This is a genomic window from Flammeovirga sp. EKP202, from assembly GCF_014534745.1.
Taxonomy (GTDB): Bacteria; Bacteroidota; Bacteroidia; order Cytophagales; family Flammeovirgaceae; genus Flammeovirga.
In genome coordinates this window covers 139,000-158,666 of the sequence record NZ_JACVVP010000015.1, presented here as the reverse complement: position 1 = coordinate 158,666, position 19,667 = coordinate 139,000, and the positions used below count along the sequence as shown (strand labels likewise).

Annotated in this window: 10 protein-coding genes; 6 read left to right on the top strand and 4 right to left on the bottom strand. The window is 34.7% G+C overall.

The annotated features are described in order from the left end of the window. Window positions 1-553: 553 nt before the first annotated feature. A complete protein-coding gene (locus IC221_RS11515) occupies window positions 554-1,612 on the bottom strand; it encodes a hypothetical protein (RefSeq protein ID WP_188169118.1) in 1,059 nt (352 codons plus the stop codon). A 793-nt stretch (window positions 1,613-2,405) separates the two neighbouring features. Here IC221_RS11515 and IC221_RS11510 point away from each other — a divergent pair. The 3 genes from IC221_RS11510 (at window position 2,406) to IC221_RS11500 (ending at window position 8,432) form a co-directional block, all read left to right on the top strand. Next, the gene (locus IC221_RS11510; RefSeq protein ID WP_188169117.1) at window positions 2,406-5,186 is read left to right on the top strand and encodes a TonB-dependent receptor; all 2,781 of its coding nucleotides are present in this window, start codon (window positions 2,406-2,408) and stop codon (window positions 5,184-5,186) included. 29 nt (window positions 5,187-5,215) lie between these two features. After that, the gene (locus IC221_RS11505; RefSeq protein WP_188169116.1) at window positions 5,216-6,592 is read left to right on the top strand and encodes a hypothetical protein; all 1,377 of its coding nucleotides are present in this window, start codon (window positions 5,216-5,218) and stop codon (window positions 6,590-6,592) included. Between the two features lie 730 nt (window positions 6,593-7,322). Next, complete coding sequence (locus IC221_RS11500) at window positions 7,323-8,432, top strand: phosphatidylserine/phosphatidylglycerophosphate/cardiolipin synthase family protein (RefSeq protein WP_188169115.1); 1,110 nt, start codon at window positions 7,323-7,325, stop codon at window positions 8,430-8,432. Between the two features lie 210 nt (window positions 8,433-8,642). Here IC221_RS11500 and IC221_RS11495 read toward each other — a convergent pair whose 3' ends face one another. The 3 genes from IC221_RS11495 to IC221_RS11485 all read right to left on the bottom strand — a co-directional run bounded on the left by IC221_RS11495 (window position 8,643) and on the right by IC221_RS11485 (window position 13,828). After that, window positions 8,643-10,553, bottom strand: coding sequence for a sulfatase (locus IC221_RS11495; protein ID WP_188169114.1), 1,911 nt, complete (start codon window positions 10,551-10,553; stop codon window positions 8,643-8,645). Between the two features lie 708 nt (window positions 10,554-11,261). After that, window positions 11,262-12,827, bottom strand: a complete 1,566-nt coding sequence (locus tag IC221_RS11490; protein ID WP_188169113.1) for an arylsulfatase — start codon at window positions 12,825-12,827, stop codon at window positions 11,262-11,264. Window positions 12,828-12,907: 80 nt separating this feature from the next. Further along, window positions 12,908-13,828: a hypothetical protein gene (locus IC221_RS11485; protein ID WP_188169112.1), complete on the bottom strand. Its 921-nt coding sequence runs from the start codon at window positions 13,826-13,828 to the stop codon at window positions 12,908-12,910. Between the two features lie 322 nt (window positions 13,829-14,150). Here IC221_RS11485 and IC221_RS11480 point away from each other — a divergent pair, with 322 nt between their 5' ends. From IC221_RS11480 to IC221_RS11470, 3 genes are all read left to right on the top strand, one after another. Beyond that, entirely contained in the window at window positions 14,151-14,753 is a 603-nt protein-coding gene (locus IC221_RS11480; protein WP_188169111.1) for a hypothetical protein, read from the top strand. A gap of 177 nt (window positions 14,754-14,930) precedes the next feature. Continuing rightward, on the top strand, window positions 14,931-16,418 hold the full coding sequence (locus tag IC221_RS11475; RefSeq protein WP_188169110.1) for a sulfatase: 1,488 nt from the start codon (window positions 14,931-14,933) through the stop codon (window positions 16,416-16,418). Window positions 16,419-16,553: 135 nt separating this feature from the next. After that, window positions 16,554-19,604: a discoidin domain-containing protein gene (locus tag IC221_RS11470; RefSeq protein ID WP_188169109.1), complete on the top strand. Its 3,051-nt coding sequence runs from the start codon at window positions 16,554-16,556 to the stop codon at window positions 19,602-19,604. Window positions 19,605-19,667 lie beyond the last annotated feature (63 nt).

Here is a 19,667-nt window from a genome sequence, read left to right as displayed (position 1 = left end):
ACCTTTCTACCAATTCGATTGGAAGATAGTAAAATTTAGTTGATGGAGAATTTAACATATTGTAAACTAAGTTTTCGTTAACTAATGTAATTACTTTTATAAAGGGTAAATGGTAGTGTATTGTGGTTCGCGAGGACGTTTTACTAAAACGTCCCTACAGTACTACACTATAGAAGAGGATTATAAAACCCTTTTCTTTTGACCTGTAATTAGACAATCATTTCGTAGTATCTCCCTCGGCCTTGAAGGGAAAAGCGTGAAGAATTTCATGAATTGAGCCGTTAAAAATGATTTTGCTGTTTGAGCGCAGCGAGTTTAAAATCATTTAGGCAATAGGAATGGAATTTAGCTTTTGACTTCAAAGCCTAGATTTTTTGCTTCGTTTTTCATCAATGGAAAAATGAAGAAGAAGGAAGCTTGAAAGTAGGGCAGAAAGGCCGATTAAAAGTTGAAGATAATTTAGTTTACAATGTATTTAAGCTTATAGACATAAAAAAATCCCACTTTCGAGCTCATACTTGAAAGTGGGATTTTCATATTTATAGAAAGGAGTTTACTGATAAACTACTTTTTTATTGGCTTTGTCGCCCATTGGAATATTCTCCCATACAAAGTGTCCGTTTACAATTGGATACCCAGCTCTCACAATATCACTATTGCCATTACTTTGGATGGTATCAACCGTAAAGAAACCTAATTTTTTAGCGAAAAGAATATTAAACTCTTCTACTTCGCCTAGTGGTTTGAAAGTTCTTTCTCTGATTTCCAGTTGTTTCCACTCTAAATACTTTGGTAAAGTGTAATCGTGGAATACCGTACATTCACGCACGATACTAGGATTCAAGTTTTTCACTTTTTGAGTGTAAGCCAAAACTTGCGTCATGATATCGCCATAATCGTCAAGATTATCACCCAATTCCATCGATTGAAGCAAATTCAAAATCAATGTGTTCTTATAAGTTCTTTCTTTCGGTAACCAACTTACATTGAAGATCAAGAACAAAATATCTGCAGTTAATCGTTTTTTGTAAGCCACAAGCTTTTCAGCCAATGCTTTGTCTTCGTAAGCTATAACATTGTTGTTGGCCAAAACTAAAAACTTACCGACTGTTTTAGCTAAGAAGTTTTTTACTCCAAATGGTTTTTGGTCAATTTTACCGTCTAAGAATACTTTCTTATAGATCTCAATTTCCTCATCATACTCCTCTAAGTCATAATTGATCAACAAAGATTCCATAAGGACAATAAGGTTTGTAAGATCTCTGATATCAACATTACGCTCTTGTTCGCTTGTAATAGATCTTTTTTTGAAGTACGGATTTAAAACAACATCATACTGTTTGTTAATTCTATCCGATATTTTTTGCAAAGAAGGTAAGAGACTGTTTTCAAAATCTCTGTAACCTTGTCCATAATCAAGTTGAGCATCTATTGACGAAAGGAAACTCAAAATTTGGTCATTTGGAGTTTCAGAATTTTCCAAACTACTATCAACTTCTAGACTTTGAATGTCATTCCAGCTAGATACCACAAATTCAAGTAAGGCATCTAAACCTTCTCGTGTTTCAAATTCTTCAGTTAAGTATTTTGATAAATTAATATTCTTTCCCATTGATTTTTTTGGAGCTATATTATGATTAAAGTTAATCCTTAATCTATTTCTCAATAAAATAATTTTGAAAGCGCAATATAATCAGATTGTAACCAATAATTAATAGATGAAAGGAAACATTATAATTAATGTATCGTAATTCTTATAAATCAATTGGATTAAGGACAAATACAGAACCTCATTAAAGGTAATAGGTAGTTCCTAATTGGAAATCTGCTTCAAATTTTCCAAAAATTACTTTTTATCAACTACTCTACATGATCGAATTTTACTTCAAAATAGGGAGAAAGGTCTGAAGACTCTCTTTTGAATCCTAAAATAGGAACTTCTTCGTCTCTTAAAGTTAAGAGATAGGGATGTGGATATTAACCGTATATAAAAAAGTAAATCGACGTTCATTTTAAGTTATTTTTTGAATTAAAGACTAAAGGTGTCATGTTAACGATAAAAATAAGAAATTGTTAATGAAGTGGTGTACCTTGTTAATCGTTGCCGTCTAAATATTGATCACTAATTTTAATATATTGAAAAACAGACTTTTATTTATTTTGTAGATAGTAGGCTGACTTTTATTATTGACATAATTGTTAATTTTAAAATAAGATTTTGAATGAATACTCATTATTAATATGTGGTTTTGTTTTTTGTAATATATAGTTCATTTTAATTTCGTTTTAACCTTATTTGTTCATCCAAGGGTCATTCTTTTTACAAAAAAACGTAATCTATCTTATACCAAGAATTATAAAACAGTTCTTCAATTTTGCCCCCGTAATCAATCTAAACTAGATAAATGTACAAGTCTTTACTGCTGAGCTTACTTTTTAATCTGACGATTTTTTCTGTATCAGCACAAACTATTAAGGGGACTATAACAGACAAAAGTGGAGAAGCACTGATAGGTGCGTCTGTTGTAGTGGAAGGTACCATGAACGGTGCCATGGTAGGTCTTAACGGGACCTATGTAATAAAAGGAATAAGTAAAGGTTCTACTGTAAACCTTAAGGCCTCTTTTGTTGGTTTTAAAACGCAAACTAAATCTATAACTGTAAGTGGAGAGACAGTTGTTGATTTCATTTTGAAAGAAGATCATCAAGAGTTGGCAGAAGTGGAAATTAGAGCTTCGAGAGAATTAGATACAGACGCCAGTGCAAGAGCTACTGAACAGCATTCACCAATGGTATTGAATGTCGTTTCTGCAAGTACTATTGAACTTTCACCCGACTTAAACGTGGCAGATGTCATGCAAAGAGTATCCGGTGTTTCATTAGAACAAAGTAATTCAGGTGTAGGTAGTTATGCTATTGTAAGAGGTATGCCGAAGCGTTATTCTTATACGCTTGTAAATGGAGTAAAGATACCTTCGCCCGATAATAAAAACAGATACGTGCCATTGGATATGTTCCCGTCTGATTTATTGGATCGTATTGAGGTGACTAAGGCATTGACACCGAGTATGGAAGGTGACGCTGTAGGTGGAGCGATGAACTTGATCATGAAGAATGCAAAAGATAATTTTAGCTTTAAGATCAATGCTTCCGGAGGTATGAATTCATTATTTTCTGAAGATGGAGGACAACCTTTCCTTACTTATGATCAATCATTGACTAATCCTATTGCACCTCATAATAGAGCGGTTGAAGGATATACAGCTTCTTTTGATGATTTCACAACTGATAATTTGGTTCCAAAGGAAACCTACAACCCGATTGATTATAATTTAGGAGTATCGGTAAGTAACAGGTTCTTAGATGGAAAACTAGGTGTAGTTTTAGCGGGTAGTTTACAAAAGTTGCATAGAGGTTCAGACACTCATAATTATGATGTGGGCTACAATCAAATTACCAATCTTCTTGATTTAGAAACGTATGAATACAGACAATATTCATCGGCCATGACAAGAGGTGGTGTTCATAATAAAATTGACTATGTTTTTAACAACAAGCACAGTATCAGTTTGTACAATGCTTTGATTTATGAAAGAGAAGATCAGGTAAGAGAATCTGTACGTTATAGACTATGGGATGGTGAATATGACCCTGAGAGTAATAGTGGTACGGCTACTTTTGAAACTCGAATCAGAACAACAAAGCAACAAATTCAAAACTCAACACTACAAGGGGATCATCAGATATTACCTGCTTGGAAGTTGGATTGGTCTGCGGTTTATTCATTAGCGACAAGAGAACGTCCAGATCTGGCTGTTTTTACTAGAAATGCCGTTTTTATCAATGGTGTACCGAATCAGGTACGTGTGGAGGACTTTGGTTCACAATTTAGAATTTGGGAGGATAACTCAGATAGAGATTATTCTGCTTATATCAATAACACTTTTGATCTGAACACTTTCGGTGAGTTGAAATTAGGGGGATTGTATAGAAACAAAGAACGTACAAATAATTATATCCGATACAACTTCAAACCGTTGAACAATGAGACAAAAACGGGTGAAGATTGGAAGTATAATGAAGTGGATTGGTCATTATCCAACCCTAAAGGTGGAAGAACAAATGCATTGAATTATGATGCACATGAAAATATCCTAGCGTATTATGTTGAATACAAATATGAACCTTCTCAGCGTACAGAAATTGTAGGTGGTGTTCGTGTTGAGCATACAGAACAAGGATATACGTTAAGACACCCTCCGTATGGAGTAGATCCTGAAGGAGGACAAGAGTATTTTGATTATTTACCGAGTTTACATTTCCGTTATAAGATAAATGGAAACTCAAATTTAAGAGCATCGTATTTCCGTTCAGTGATCCGTCCAGGCTTCTTTGAAATCGTTCCTTATTCAATTGGTGAAGAATCAACTGATTCAGGTTTTGCTGAAAGAGGAAATCCAGATCTGAAGAGAACAATTGCCGATAATATTGATTTACGTTACGAAGTTTTCCCTGGGGCAAGAGATAATCTATTTGTAGGCGTTTTCTATAAAAATATCCAAGATCCAATAGAGAAGGGAATAAAAAGAGACTCAAGAGGTCGTCCTTATTTGCAACCTGATAATTTTGGTACCGCTATTAATTACGGTTTAGAAATTGACGCAACTAAATACTTCAGAAACTTCGGAATCAAGGCCAACTATACTTATACACAATCAAGTATTACAACCAGCAAGGTAATTTTTGTAAGAGAAGATCCTAATGATCCGTCTTCGAGTAATATACCAATAGACGTATCTCAAACTCGTCCATTACAGGGACAGTCTGCACATATCGGTAATATTTCACTGTTATACAAAAACCAAAAACACGGTCTCGATGTTCAGTTAGCCAATGTATTTACAGGCAAAAGAATCGATCAGTTGGTGAGTTATTATGAAAAGGACATTTGGCAAGAAGCAAGATGGCAGATGGACTTTTCAATTGAAAAACATTTCGGCTTTGGTTTAACAGTATTTGCGAAAGCAAGAAATCTCCTTGATACACCACTTGTACTTTATGTGAATCAAGAAGCAAATGAAAGACAATCTAACTACCCATTACAAGGTGATCCTGGTGATAACCTTAAGGTGAGAGACGAACGTTACGGACGTAATTTCCAATTGGGTATTAAGTATAAATTATAATCTATTCAAATCAATTTTTTAAGTTCAAAATGAAAACTTTTAACTCTTTACTTGTAAAAGGTCTTTTGATCCTTTCTACACTATTCGTTGTGGTATCATGTAGCGAAGACACTGATATTTTGGATAATGATGATCCAGATGTTGACAATCCAATTGTTCCTGAGGAAGAAGAGGCTGAAGACATTACGATCACTGAAGTATATGAAATCACTCAAGATGAAACTTGGGCTGCAGGTATCACTGTAAACTTTGGCAATCACGTTGTAATTAAAGAAGGTGTTACTTTAACAATCGAGCCAGGTGTAAAAGTTTTAGCAGATAAAGATGTTGCTCCGGAATTTATCATCGATGGTAACTTACACGCTTTAGGTACTGCTGAAGACCCTATCTATTTTACTGTTCCTACAGCAGACAGAACTGAAGCAAACATCTTCAACTTACAAGCTTGGGGTGGTTTTATCTGTACTTCTACAGCAAAAACTTTCGTTTTAGATCACGTTGTAATGGAATTTGCTAACGGTATCTTAACAGATGAGCACATCTCTATCCAAAGAGAATTAGGTTTTGAAGTAGGTGATCCATCATATGGTTTCTACTCTGAAAACTCTGAGACTAAAGTAGTTGTTCACAACTCTACAATTGCATATATGGTAGATGACGCATTCCGTCCTGAAGGTGGTCAAGTTTCATTCTACAACAACGTATTCGCGTTTATCGGTGCTACAGGTGGTGAAGCTTTAAACATCAAAGCAGGTACTACTGGTGATATTGCTTACAACCTTTTCTACCACATTGCTACAAACGGTCCTAAGTGGTCTAACAAAAATGGAGCTGCTGTTCAAACGAACATCAACGCTTACAACAACACAATCGTTTCTGGTGGTTGGAGAAGATCAAAATCAGGCCGTGGTGGTTCTGTAAACATTGAAGAAGGTGCAAGAGGTAAAGTTTTCAATAACATCATCGTTAACTGCCGTTATGGTGTTCGTATCGTTGGAGATCCTGAAACAGGTGACACAAACGTAGATATGGAAAACACTACAATTGGAAACCAATTCTACTATGGTTACAATGACATTATCCAAAATGAGTTTGCTCCAAGCAACGGTGTGTTAAAAACAGTATCTGAATCTTCTATCACTACAGGTAAGCCTGGTTTCGTAAACTTCAACGTTGAAGCATTCAAAATCGAAGCAATCGAAGGTGAAGAGGCTTTCTATACGCCAATCGAAACAGTGAAGTTTGATGATTGGGCACAATATGACTTCCACTTATCAGCAACTGCTGCTGCTAAAGATGCAGGTTCTGATCAGGTAGTTCCTATGTACAAGTCAATCTCTGTAGCTGGAAAGAATTTCTCAGTTCCAAATTCAGCTTCATACATTGGTGCGTTTGGTACTAAATAATGTGTAGTAGCAATACTAATATCAAAGGGAATAAAGTACTTCGGTGCTTTATTCCTTTCTTTTTATCTGAATAATAACCTTATATCAGCATTAATAATCTGTAATATATATCGTTTTTTGTGGTTCGGAAGGGACTGTTGCAAAACCTATTATTGTGATAAAAAATCACCCTGTTTCAAGTGTTAAGTGCGAGCGTTACTTGGAACTACTCATTGACGAAGTCTCCTGACTTCGACTATAAATACTACACTTTTATTCATTTCGAAGTCGGGAGACTTCGCCAATTTATCATCACAAGTGACGCCTATCGGCTTAACACTTGCGATATGAAAATAAAAAAATAGGTATTAAAACAACCCCTAACATCATTAGAATTCTACAAGATAAACAGTTGACTCACTTTCTATTTAGCAGTACTTCCTTCGGCCTTGAAGGGAAAAGCGTTAAGAATTTTATGTATTGAGCCGTTAAAAATGATTTTGTTGTTTGAGCGCAGCAGCGAGTTTAAAATCATTTAGGTGAAAGGAGTAAAATTTAGCTTTTGACTTCTAAGCCTTGAATTTTTTGCTTCGTTTTTGTTTCAAGACAAAAATGAAGAAGAAGGAAGCTTGGAAGTAGTATCTTGTCATAATAGGAAGACATTTTTTTGTAGTTGACGATAACTTAATGATGCAGAGTATTAAAACGATTGACTGATAATAAGTAGATCAAATCAATTCTTTCTAAACTAATGAAACATCTTTTCCTTCTCTTTCTTCCATTTTTCTTTTTCTCGTGTGAAGTTTCAGATACAATCAGTACGGAGATTCCTGAAATTCCTGTTCATACTTTTACTTTTGATGAGGAATTTCCCATTACTGTACTTCCTACGGATGAAGACTTAAAACAATCATCAAGCATTTATTATGAAAATGTAAATAACATTATTGATGCAACTCCAAGCGGTGAAACCATACATGTCAATCTTTTTAAGTTTTCTACGGGTACAATTAGAGACCGTTTATTAGAAGCGATGAGAAGAGGAGTAGAAGTGCATGTTATGTTGGATATTGATGTTGTGAACAATTATACCACGAAACTATTACAAGATAGTGTGACTACTTTTTTAAGATATAACAACTACCTTTCTTCAAAATCAATCAATCATAATAAATACTTGTTGAGTTCGGGTATAGCGACTTCTGATTCAATAAGAAGAAATATCGTATTACAGACAAGTTATAATTTCACTTCCAGTGATAACCCAAAATATCAAGACATGGTGATGTTGGCTGATGAAGGTTTATACAATGCTTTCGTAGCAAATTATGATGATATGGTAGTAGCACATACTGAAAAGAAGTTAAGAGAGTGGACTTTTGAATGGGAAGAATATGGAGAAGCAACTGTAGGTTTTTTACCCAAAATCACTGGAGGCGATATTGCTGTTGATATTTTTGCTGGTGTAAGTAGTTCAGCGGTAGTGACTATCATGAATTCAAAATGGGAAGATGATCGTCCCACTTTAAAATCAACTCTTAAAGCTTTACTTGATCAAGGTACAAACTTAAATATCATGGCTCCTCCGTCAAGGACAGACAACTTGGATGTTTCATGGGAAAAGACACTCAATGAATGGGCTGCAAATTATGAAAACTGTACTGTAAAATGGATTAGTGCAAGATCAATTCATAACAAAACGATCTTAATTGAAGATGGCGAAAACAGTGCAGTATGGACGGGTGCTCATAATTTTAGATCAAGGTCTTTGAGATACAATAATGAAGTGATTTTAAAATTAGAGCACGCTTCTATTATTGCGGAGTATAAAGTTTGGTTAGAGACCATTTTGCAACAATAAAACTGAAGTAGTTCTTCCATCGGTTTTTCTGTATTACCCGATGGAAGAACTATAAAATGATTGCAACTATTTAAACAACGAAAACCAAGTTTTCGAATATCTATGGTGTATAGAAATCAGGAGATTTCTGATGATCAGTAGAACATAAAAAGCTTATATAAATATCAATTGAAAGTTGATGATAATTTTAGTTTACAACTTAATTATCTATTAAGTTTTATTGTTGTAGTTATTTTCGATTACCCCAAGGCTTCCCAAAAAGTCTAACGAAGCTACTTTTACATTATACTCTCTCTTAAGTTCGTAAACCTTCTGCATGGTTGGAATAAAAGGGCTTTTTTGATCAACATTTAAATAGTTCATCAGGTTGATAACAAGTAAAGCCTCTTGCATATTCTCACTTAGGCAATAGTCTATCAATTTTGCTTTTGCATCACTGTCTCCATAAAGGTCATAAGCGATAACAGAAGCAATAATAGATACAGGAGGATATTGGTCATGTATAGATTTAAGAAGACTTTCTTTGTAAGGAAAGATTTTATTTTTCGGTTGACTTCTAAGACCCAAGATAGCCCAATATCTTTCAATCGAATCAGTACTATTTAAAAACTGTAATTGTGTTTTTAATGCTTTATCCGTTTGTTCGCCAGAAAGAAAGGCAATGTCAAAAATGTCATCAATAGGGTATTTTACTTTATCCAACCGAAACTCATAAGGTGTTCCAGTTTCTGATATTTTAGCGATTTCATATTCAGGTAAAAACATCACATCTCTTCGCTCTAACAAATCAGTTTTTAAATGTTCTTTCATCTTTGCTTTGATTTGGCTGTAAGCTGGGTCATCAGCAAGGTTATGCGTTTCCCACTGATCATTTTGAATGTCAAAAAGGTATTCTTTCGGTCTTGCTTCGAATATACTTTTTTGAAGAGAATCTAATTGATCACCTTTTAAATCAATACGCATTTGATTTATTATCTCTGAAATTTCCATGTAACGGATATAGCGTTGTTGAGGAATGAAAGGCATAAAATTTCTAGAGTAAATATATCTTCCATCAGTTACCGTTCTTACTAAATCAATACCGTTATCGGATCTGTCAGAAGATAAGGTAATAAGCTCTTTTTCTTCAGAACGCTGCTCTCCTATAAGTATTCTACCTTTGAGATGTTGAGGTAGTTTTCCTCCAGCTAAATTAATAAGTGTTGGGGCAAGGTCTTCAAAATTAATGAGTTCGTCTGTAACACCGCCATTGGTTTCCCAAGGGGATAAGTGTTTGTATTTTTCAGGGAACCACACCACAAAAGGAACGCGGTAACCATAGTCAATACCGTTCGTTTTCCCTCTTGGCATTCCTTCTCCATGGTCAGCAAAAAAGAAAATGATTGTCTCTTCCTTTAAACCGTCCTTTTTAAGTCTCTCAAGAAGATGTCCAATTTTTTTATCTGTCATTGAGATTGAATTGTAAACTCTCGCAAACTGTTTACGCATCTCAGGAGTGTCCTTATAAATAGGAGGCATGTTGAATGCATCCTCATCAATTTTCTCTTCCTCATTGAGTTTGTTATAAATTTTCTCAGTATACCATGAATAAGGGTTAGTCATGGTTCGAGACTGATGCGAGTCTTCAAAATTAAAGACAGCAAAGAAAGGTTGATCTTCTTTTCTATTCCACCAGCCTGCTTTTTTAGAACTTTCATTCCAAGCATCTTTAATAAATGCTTTCCCATTTCTAAGGTTATAATCTGTTTTTGCATTGTTGGTGACGTAGTAGCCCACCTCTTTCATGTAATAGGGAAAGCCATGAATTTCAGAAGGGATAGGGTAAGAACTTCTATGGTTGCCAGTGCCCATCTCAAAAGTTCGAACTCCTGTAATTAATGTACTTCTACTTGGTGAACACACCGTACCTGTTGAAAAAGCATTGGTGAAACGAACACCTTCTTCCGCTAGTTGATCAATGGTGGGAGTATGTGCATTTTCATTACCATAACATCCAATAAATTGTGGGGAAGTGTCTTCAATGGTAATCCAAAGTATATTTGGTTTTGATGTGGTTGGAGTGGAAGTTTTACACCCATAAAAGAGGGTACTTACCAAAAGGAGTTTAAAGATAAATTTCATCTCATTGTTTGTTATTGAATAGTAACTAGCTTTTTATCCTAGAATGTGGTATGCTTACAAAGCATCATTTAACTCTCAAAGAATAAATTGCTATAATAGCAATAAAAATAATTCAATCTAAAACAATAAGCAAACCAATACATCAAAAATGTCAGTGAGGTTTTATCATGTTTCCAAACGGTTTGATTTAGCACATTGTAATCTAAATTATCTTCAACTTTCAATTAACCCTTCTACAAGTAATTATAGGATCTACTTTCAAACTTCCTTTTTCATTTTTGTCTTGAAACAAAAACGAAGCAAAAAATTAAAGGCTTAGAAGCCAAAAGCTAAATTCCATTTCTATCGCCTAAATGATTTTAAACTCGCTAAGGCTCAAACAAAAAAATCATTTTTAACGGCTCAATACATGAAATTCTTAACCCTTTTCCCTTCAAGGCCGATTTAGATACTACTAAATGATTGCCTGATTACAGAGCAAAATAAAAGTATTTCTTTATAATTTTTTTTAATGAAGTTTTGTAGGGACATTGCATTGCAAAGTCCTCAAGAACCACACTGTACTACCATTTATCCATCATAAAAGGAACTATATTAATTAACGAAAATTTAGTTTACATTGTATTTGGTCATTAAAAATAAATGGCTCCACGGTAAAAGTACCGGGAGCCAAGTTGTTTGTTTAGTGTAGTTGTATAAAATTCTAAACTAATTATAAGTAGTCTGTTCTAATTCAAATTTATGCTTTTTATCTTCACCTCTGATTGCCTTGAATTCATCATATAATTCTTTGACAAGCTGAGGATTTTCTGAAGCAATATTTTTACTTTGAGAAGGGTCGAGTTTTAGATCATAAAGAGCTATTTCTTTACTATTGCCTAACTCTATGTTGACTTTCTTGTTAATTTTTCCACCTTTGTAAGGGGGGATTAAAACATAATTTCCTTTTCTAAATGCAGTTCTAGATGTGGCTTCAATGACTAAATTTTGGCGTCCCTCTTCTGAATTCCCCATAAATGCATCTAAAACATTTTCAGAATCTGCTGCTTTTTCTTCACTTCCCACCAAAGTAGCCAACGATGCAAAAAGATCTAACTGACACACTAAGGCGTTGGAAGCTAGTGGCTGAATTTGTCCTTTCCAGTACGTGATAAATGGAACATGAGTACCTGCTTCGAAAAGAGAGTATTTTCCACCTCTTAAACCTCCGGCAGGGTCGTGATCACCCAAAAGCTCTACTGCATCATCGTAATATCCATCGTTGAGAACAGGACCATTATCAGACGATAGAATAATCAACGTATTCTCATCAATACCTGCTTCTTGAATAGTTTTCATTAACTCTCCAATACACCAATCCGCTTCTAAAATCACATCTCCTCTTGGTCCTTTTCCAGATTTACCTACAAACCTTGGATGAGGAGTTCTTGGAACATGTGGCTGTTGCATGGTATAAGCCAAGAAAAAGGGCTGCTTTTTGGAAGAATTTGTCTTGATATAATCTTTTACTTTACCCAAGAAATGATCTGCCATATCAACATCACTCCAAAGTGCAGATTGACCACCTTTCATATAGCCAATTCTTGGAATACCATTAATAATGGTATTATTGTGCTCATGATGCCATTTCATGGTCGTTAATTCTGGGTTCTTTTTCCCTGTAGGTTGTCCTTCAAAATTCTTTTTATAATTGACCTCAATAGGGTCATTAGGATCAAGCCCTACCACATCACCATTTTCAATATAAACTGTTGGCACACGATCTTGAGTTGCTGCCATGATGTAAGATTGATCGAATCCAACTTCATTCGGACCCGGAGAAATATGCTCGTTCCAGTTCTTTTCACCTTGTCCCAACCCTAAATGCCATTTCCCGATAATTGCAGTTTGATACCCTTCTTTCTTCAGCATTTTAGGAAGAGTGATTTGAGTAGTATCAATAAGCAAAGGATCTGTACCAGATAGAATATGTGCGCCCTTTTTCTTCCAAGGGTATTGCCCTGTCATGAGTGCATATCTTGAAGGAGTACAAGTGGCAGAAGAGGCGTAAGCATTAGTGAAATTCACACCATTTTTTGCAAGGAAATCAATATTTGGAGTGGTAAACCCTTTAGCACCATTAACACTAATATCACCATAGCCAAGATCATCTAGATAAATTAAGACAATATTAGGTTTCTTAATTGTGTTAGCATTCGACTTTGAAGTTTGTTTGTTGCATCCCCATCCCAGAATTGAGCAAGAGATGATTAAAAGGATGTATATTTTTTTCATCATTAAATAATTATTATCGAAAAGACTTAAAAAAAACCCAAGTAAAAACTACATGGGTTTTATTGAGATTTAACTGATTATTATTCTACAAGTCCAACTAATGAACTGAATGATTTTAAGTTGGCGTCTGTTTCAAATTGAGTGTGTAAAATAAATGGCTTAGCATTTTGTTTAGTATCACTTAATTTGATGGTAACATATTCTTTACCGTTACTTTGACTCGTTTTTAAGAAATCAGTGATTTCATAGCTCATACGTTTCATTTCTCCAACATCAAAAACTAATTCATCTTCAGCAATTAATTCAAATTGATCTTCAATGGCCACTACATCATCGTATAATGTACCTGCTTCAATTTTTTCTGCAATTCCTGAAATAGCCAAATTAATAGGAGCGTTTTTTCCCTCTTCCATACCTCCATAGATAGAAAGAATAATTTTATTCTCATCTGAGATTTCACCAAGGTCATTTAGATTAATGACTAGCAGAGTATGAACGATATCATTTTTATGATTTCTTACTTTCAATCTATCATCAACGTGTGCTTCATCAGGATTGGTAAACCACTCAGCCGCATTACTACCTTTAAAAGATTGAACATATCCAGTGTACGAAAATGGAACCTGTCCAATTTCACTTGCGATTGATACTTGTGCACTTCCTTCTACTTCACCAGTACCAGCCTTTCCCGAAGTAGAAATGGGTGTAAAAGTTAAAGAGACATTCGTAACAACAGGAATTTCATAAATACGACTTTCAGCAGCATGAAAAGTGTACTCATTTCCTTTTGAATCTTGGTATACGAAATCATGAGGAGGAGTTCCGTCAAATTTTGCTGTAAAAAAAGAGTTAACAGTATCACCTACATTTTCAACATTAAAAAGACTCTCTCCTTCTAAAGTAACAGATGCTGGTCGTGTTGGTAGGCTTTCTTCATTATCACAAGAGGTGAAAATGCTACCTGCCATAATAAGTAATGGTAATATACTAATTCGTTTCATTTTAATATTAATTAAAAAATCAATGTAAACAGAGACATTGTATTCCAACAGAAACTTTCTTTTATAATAGTAAAATCAATAATTTTACCGACAACGTTGCTAATATAGCAATTTGTTTATATAATTGTACCATATTTACGAAGTTAAATTGTTAAAATTTCCATTTACGAAGAAAAACGATAACAAATAGATCATTATAAAAGGTAATTATCATTTAACTATAGAGTAAACAGCGAATACTTCAATTATAGTTTATCATTCATTTCACGTTGGAACATTAATCTTTATTGATCCTGTTTGTTATCGATTAATCTTTTAAGTTATGAAAAAGTTAATCTCACTAAACATTCTTCTTGTGCTATTGGGACAATTTGTTTTTGCACAAGATGCTAAAATTGAAAAGAAAATTAAAAATTATATCTCTTATTTAAATAATACATTAGGAGGTACTTTAACTGACAAACAGATTGATCAATTGAAAGAACAACGTGTTCATTATCTAACAGAGTTGATTAAAATCGATAAATATTCTGTAAAAGAGAAGAAGAAGCTTGAAAAAGAGTTTAAAGAATCGAGAAACGAAATCTTAACAGAAAATCAAATTACTGTTTTAGCGATCTCAAGATTGACACGTAAAGAACTTTCTGTATTGAGACAAATGTTCTCGATTACAAAGGAGCAACAAGGTGAGTTAAAAGTTGAGTTGAAACGAATGAACAAGATGCTTATGAGTGCTCGAAAAGTATATGATGTAGATAGTCAGCAATATTTAGAGATCGATTCTTTGGTGGTGACCACTAAGGAATATGCTTTTAATGAAATTTTTGATGTAGATCAAAAAAAGAAGTTTGAAGAGTTTAAAGGTAGATACAATACTATTATTGTTAAGTACACTGAAAAAATTGGGGTAGAGCTTCGCAACTAATTAAACGAAGACAATATAAATTTGAAACATCAACTTGCACTACTATTTATGGTAGTGCAAGCTTGTTTTTGGAGTAATTATTCATGTTTTAAAAAAATAATCGAATATTAATTGCTATTATAGCAATTAATATTTATAATTGTACGGTTAACACTATAAAGCGAAATAAATAGACTTATGAACAACATTCATCGTTTATTGTATCTGACAAAAATTAATTATCATCTATTGATTTGCTTCTTACTTCCTTTTTTTATCTCATCAGTTGGATTAGGGCAAGTAGATCAAAAACAACCTAATATTGTTTTTTTCTTTGTGGATGATATGGGTATAAAAGATTTGTCGTGTTACGGCTCTGACTTCCATCAAAGTCCCAATATAGATAAGTTGGCAAGCACCGGTATGAAGTTTACCAACGCTTATGCCGCATGTACGGTTTGTTCTCCTTCAAGAGCAGCACTGATGACGGGACAATATCCTGCTCGATTACGAATAACGGATTGGATAGATGGCTGGTTTATGCCTTATGCTTCTATGAAAATTCCAGAATGGCAATTATTTCTACCATCAGAAAGTCAAACGTTGCCAGAAGAATTAAGAAAAAATGGTTATAAAACGATTCATGTTGGAAAATGGCATTTAGGAGATGAAGAAAAAGATTGGCCTTTGTCGCATGGTTTTGATGTAAATATTGGTGGTTGGAAAGCAGGTTCGCCTGCAACGAATAAGGGAAGTTACTTTTCTCCGTATAATAACCCAACGTTAGCCGATGGTGAAAAAGGTGAATTTTTGACCGATCGATTGGTGAAGGAAGCTATTCATCAGATAGAAATTGCGAAGAGAAAGCCATTCTACTTACAATTTAATTTTTACAATGTTCATACCCCCTTACAAGCCAAACCAGAAAAGGTGAAAAAATATCAAGCATTGATTGACAAAGGTGAAGGAGGGAAGCATCATCAAAACCCTACGTATGCAGCGATGGTGGAACATGTAGATGACGCAGTGGGTCAAATTATTGAAAAACTTGAAAACGAAGGACTTATAGATAATACAATTATTGTATTGAGTAGTGACAATGGAGGCTTGGAATTAAAAGCCAATAAGAAGGGGAGAAAACCTAAAAGCAATTATCCTTATAGAACAGGAAAAGGAAACTTTTACGAAGGAGGAGTAAGAGTTCCTATGATTGTGAAATGGAAAGGAAAAGTAATACAGGCTGAAAGTGATGTCCCTATGATGACCATAGATTTCATGCCTACATTGTTGTCTTTAACTTCCACAAAATACAAGAAGAAAGCAGTAGACGGTGTAGACTTAAGCAGTGTATTGACGGAAGATGAAAAGATGGATAGAACACTCTTTTGGCATTATCCTCACTACCATATACAAGGTGCTGAACCTTACAGTGCTGTCCTCAAAGGGCAGTGGAAATTTTATAGAATATATGGTAAGAGAGATGAACTTTATGATCTATCAAAAGACATAGGAGAGGCTAGTAATGTGATTGATGAAAATGAAGATGTAGCCATTGAAATGGAGAAAGAACTAAAGCATTGGTTGAAGAAGACAAATGCTCAACTTCCTGTGAAAAATCCCCATTTCAATCCTGAAAAAGAAAAGAAAACTAAGCCTTATAAATTGAGAAATCAGTTTTGGCAATAGGTACTTTATAAGTGAAATGAATTTTTTAATCAATTGAATAGTACTGTAAAGACATTTTTAAGATAGTCGGCCTTGTTTTGCTTACTTCTTTAAGTGAATGTGCATTCAATTAAACTTATTTTTAATCGTAATACGATGAGAAAAATACTTACTTTTTTATTGGGTAGCTTACTATTAGCGACCTCAAACTTGTGGGCACAGAGTATTTCTGTAGACATAAGTAAAAAACAACAACAATTTTTGGGTGCTGGAGGTACTTGTGATAGTTATATTGGTCACTGGTTGAGCATGTCTGAAGAGAATCGGTTATTGGCGGCTAAAATGGTTGCGGAAGACATTCACTTAGACTTTGTGAAGCATTATATAAATGGAAGGCCGTCTGGTGACTCTGAGAAGCAATACAATAATTTCACTGCTTTTGTGGAAGATATCCGAAAAATTAACCCGGATATAAAAGTACAAATGTGTGTGCAAGATATTCCTGAAGATTTGAGAAAAGATCCAGATAAGAAAAAGGAGTTTGATGATAGTGACCCTGAGATTTATGATAAAATGGCTCAGTATTACTATGATGTAATTGAAGGTTTTCATGACAGAGGTGTAACCATTGATGAGTTAGATGTACTCAATGAGCCAGGAGGTACAGGCTTTGCTGTTTACTATGGTGGTTTGTATAAATATTCAATTCCTAAGTTGCGTGAAATGATTGAAGACCCTTCTATCAATACCAAAGGAATGAAAATGCCTCATATTGGTGGTACAAGTCAGTGGAGTGTTTTAGGTGTAATCAAATGGTTTGACGTATGGAAAGCAGAAATCCCTGAAGCATATGATGAGATCGATGTCGTTTCAACACACGGATATAGAAACGGATGGGATGAGAAAAACTATAAAGAAATCTATGATTACATTGATGGTTTACCTTTCCAAAACAATGAGCAAACAGGTAAGCTACAAAAAGGAGATGGTCTTTATGAAATCTTCGAACAATCAGAACCTGATTATATTGGTGATGTTTCTATGGGTATGCGTATTAGTGACGCAATTAATGGTGGAGTGAATCACTTTTTCATCTTCAATATCAATAATTCATCAGGCAACAACGCAGCTCTTCTTCAGACGCCTTCAGGTGGTTCACCTGTAAAATCAAAAGTGTATGATGGCTTTAAACAATTGACATCCTCTTTTCCTCTTGGCTCTTATTGTTTACCGGAAAGGGGAATGAAAAACATGGACCTTACACGTGTACTTGCAATGAGAGATGGAGATGAAAATGTGGTATACCTGAATATTACTAATATCGCTCCTGAAGCTCAGACAATTTCAATTGAGTTAAATGATAATGGAACGGTACAAGGTATTTCATCGGTTCAATCATGGTTAAGTACTCAAGCTTATGATATAGAAGAGGTCATGAATGTAAATTATTCACAGGCAGTGGATAAAATCTCATTTGATGCTTCTCCATTTAGTGTAAATACATTAAAAATCACTTTAGACCCGAATGGAGCTGCTACTTCATTGAAACCTCAAACGATTGAATTTGCATCAATTGATGATCAGTTACTAAGAAGTACTTATACATTAAAAGCGACAGCAAGTTCGGGCTTAGATGTACAATATGAAGTAGTTGATGGTCCTGCAGTGATCAATGACGGAGTGATGACTTTTTCTGGAGAAGGACAAGTAAAAATCAGAGCTTACCAAATGGGTAATGAAGAATTTGATTGTGCTTCATCTGTAGTAAGATCATTTAAAGTAGCAACAGGTGCTTTGGTTAATGTAGCCAAAGGAAAAACAATTGAATCCGTAACGAACCAAGACGATAAATATCCTGCAACCAATCTTCTGGATGGTGAAAAAATTGACAAAACGAGTCGTTGGATTACAGAAAAAGGAATTCCTTTACCCCATGAAGTAGTGGTAGATTTAGGAGAACCTTTTGATATCACGGGTGTAGGCATGTGGACAGGTAGTTCTGATGGTGTTTACAGTAATCCAATTGTTGGTTTTGAATTGAGTGTTGAAATTGAAGGCAACTGGGTGAAAGTTTTAGAAGAGGCAGATAATAGAAACCCCGAATATATTCAATTCTTTGACAAGGTAACTGCTCAAAAAGTAAAGCTTCAAGTCAACAATTTGGACAAAGGTACCGATACAAGAATGCGTATGTTTGAGTTAGAAGTTTATGCGGCAGATGATACTGAAATCGAATGGAATTTAGAGGAAGGAGTGATGATGGTTGGAGATGAATTCCAAATGGAAGCGACTTCATCAACAGAAGAACCTGTAACATTTGCTACAAGTAATGAGAGTATTGCAACAATAAGCGAGACGAACTTACTTACAATTGTAGGTACAGGCAACGTTCAAATATCAGCGACTACAAATACTGCGAATGACATACCAGTTACATTCAACAAAACAATTAATGCAAGAAGAGAAAACACTATCACTTGGGATCAAGATATTTCTAAATTGGCCGTAGGTGGATCTTATTCACTGGCAACGAACGCTGGGTCAAAAGTGAAATACTTGCTGAAAGAAGACTCTGATGCTGCAATTCTTGAAGGAAGTTCATTGAGAGGTAATGAAGTGGGGAACATCACGGTAATAGCCTACGCTGAGGCCGATCAAGAGTTTGTGGAATCAGAAAGATTGGAAAAAGCTGTTGTAGTGAAATATCAAGATGAAATTGATTGGAGTGAACAAGTAACAACACTTAAAGTCAATGAAGAAGTAAACTTGACCGCGTTTTCAATTTATGACGGACAAGAAATTAATTACATTGTTGACGATGCCTCAATTGCAGTGATTGAAGACGGAAAATTAGTCGGAAAAGCAGTAGGTACTGTCACTGTAAAAGCGACAACGACTGAAACAGATGAGATTTTTGCCGCAGTAGCAATCAGTCAAACTTTTGAAATTAAGTCTTCGACGATTACTAGTGTTGATGTTCCTGCTTTTGATCAAGTAGTTTATCCCAACCCGAATAACGGATTATTCCAGATCAGAAACCTGAAAGCACAAGAAATCATTCACGTAATCAATGGAGTTGGAGTAGAAGTCAAGACGATTGAAATTCAAGAACCTTCAGAAGTGATTGATCTATCAGAATTGCCAAAAGGTGTTTATTACATCAGATCATCCAATAATTCTGATCATCTTAAAATATTGATCAAGTAATAGTTATAGTAACGAATAAATAGTTGGTTATAAGTTGATAGGAGTCATCCCTTATTATTTTAC

What these genes read in the sequence shown, in the direction of transcription:
- IC221_RS11480 (WP_188169111.1), top strand. Translation starts at nt 14,151, where the DNA reads ATGAAAAAGTTAATCTCACTAAACATTCTTCTTGTGCTATTGGGACAA.
- IC221_RS11485 (WP_188169112.1), bottom strand. Translation starts at nt 13,828, where the DNA reads ATGAAACGAATTAGTATATTACCATTACTTATTATGGCAGGTAGCATT.
- IC221_RS11490 (WP_188169113.1), bottom strand. Translation starts at nt 12,827, where the DNA reads ATGAAAAAAATATACATCCTTTTAATCATCTCTTGCTCAATTCTGGGA.
- IC221_RS11470 (WP_188169109.1), top strand. Translation starts at nt 16,554, where the DNA reads ATGAGAAAAATACTTACTTTTTTATTGGGTAGCTTACTATTAGCGACC.
- IC221_RS11510 (WP_188169117.1), top strand. Translation starts at nt 2,406, where the DNA reads ATGTACAAGTCTTTACTGCTGAGCTTACTTTTTAATCTGACGATTTTT.
- IC221_RS11505 (WP_188169116.1), top strand. Translation starts at nt 5,216, where the DNA reads ATGAAAACTTTTAACTCTTTACTTGTAAAAGGTCTTTTGATCCTTTCT.
- IC221_RS11495 (WP_188169114.1), bottom strand. Translation starts at nt 10,553, where the DNA reads ATGAAATTTATCTTTAAACTCCTTTTGGTAAGTACCCTCTTTTATGGG.
- IC221_RS11500 (WP_188169115.1), top strand. Translation starts at nt 7,323, where the DNA reads ATGAAACATCTTTTCCTTCTCTTTCTTCCATTTTTCTTTTTCTCGTGT.
- IC221_RS11515 (WP_188169118.1), bottom strand. Translation starts at nt 1,612, where the DNA reads ATGGGAAAGAATATTAATTTATCAAAATACTTAACTGAAGAATTTGAA.
- IC221_RS11475 (WP_188169110.1), top strand. Translation starts at nt 14,931, where the DNA reads ATGAACAACATTCATCGTTTATTGTATCTGACAAAAATTAATTATCAT.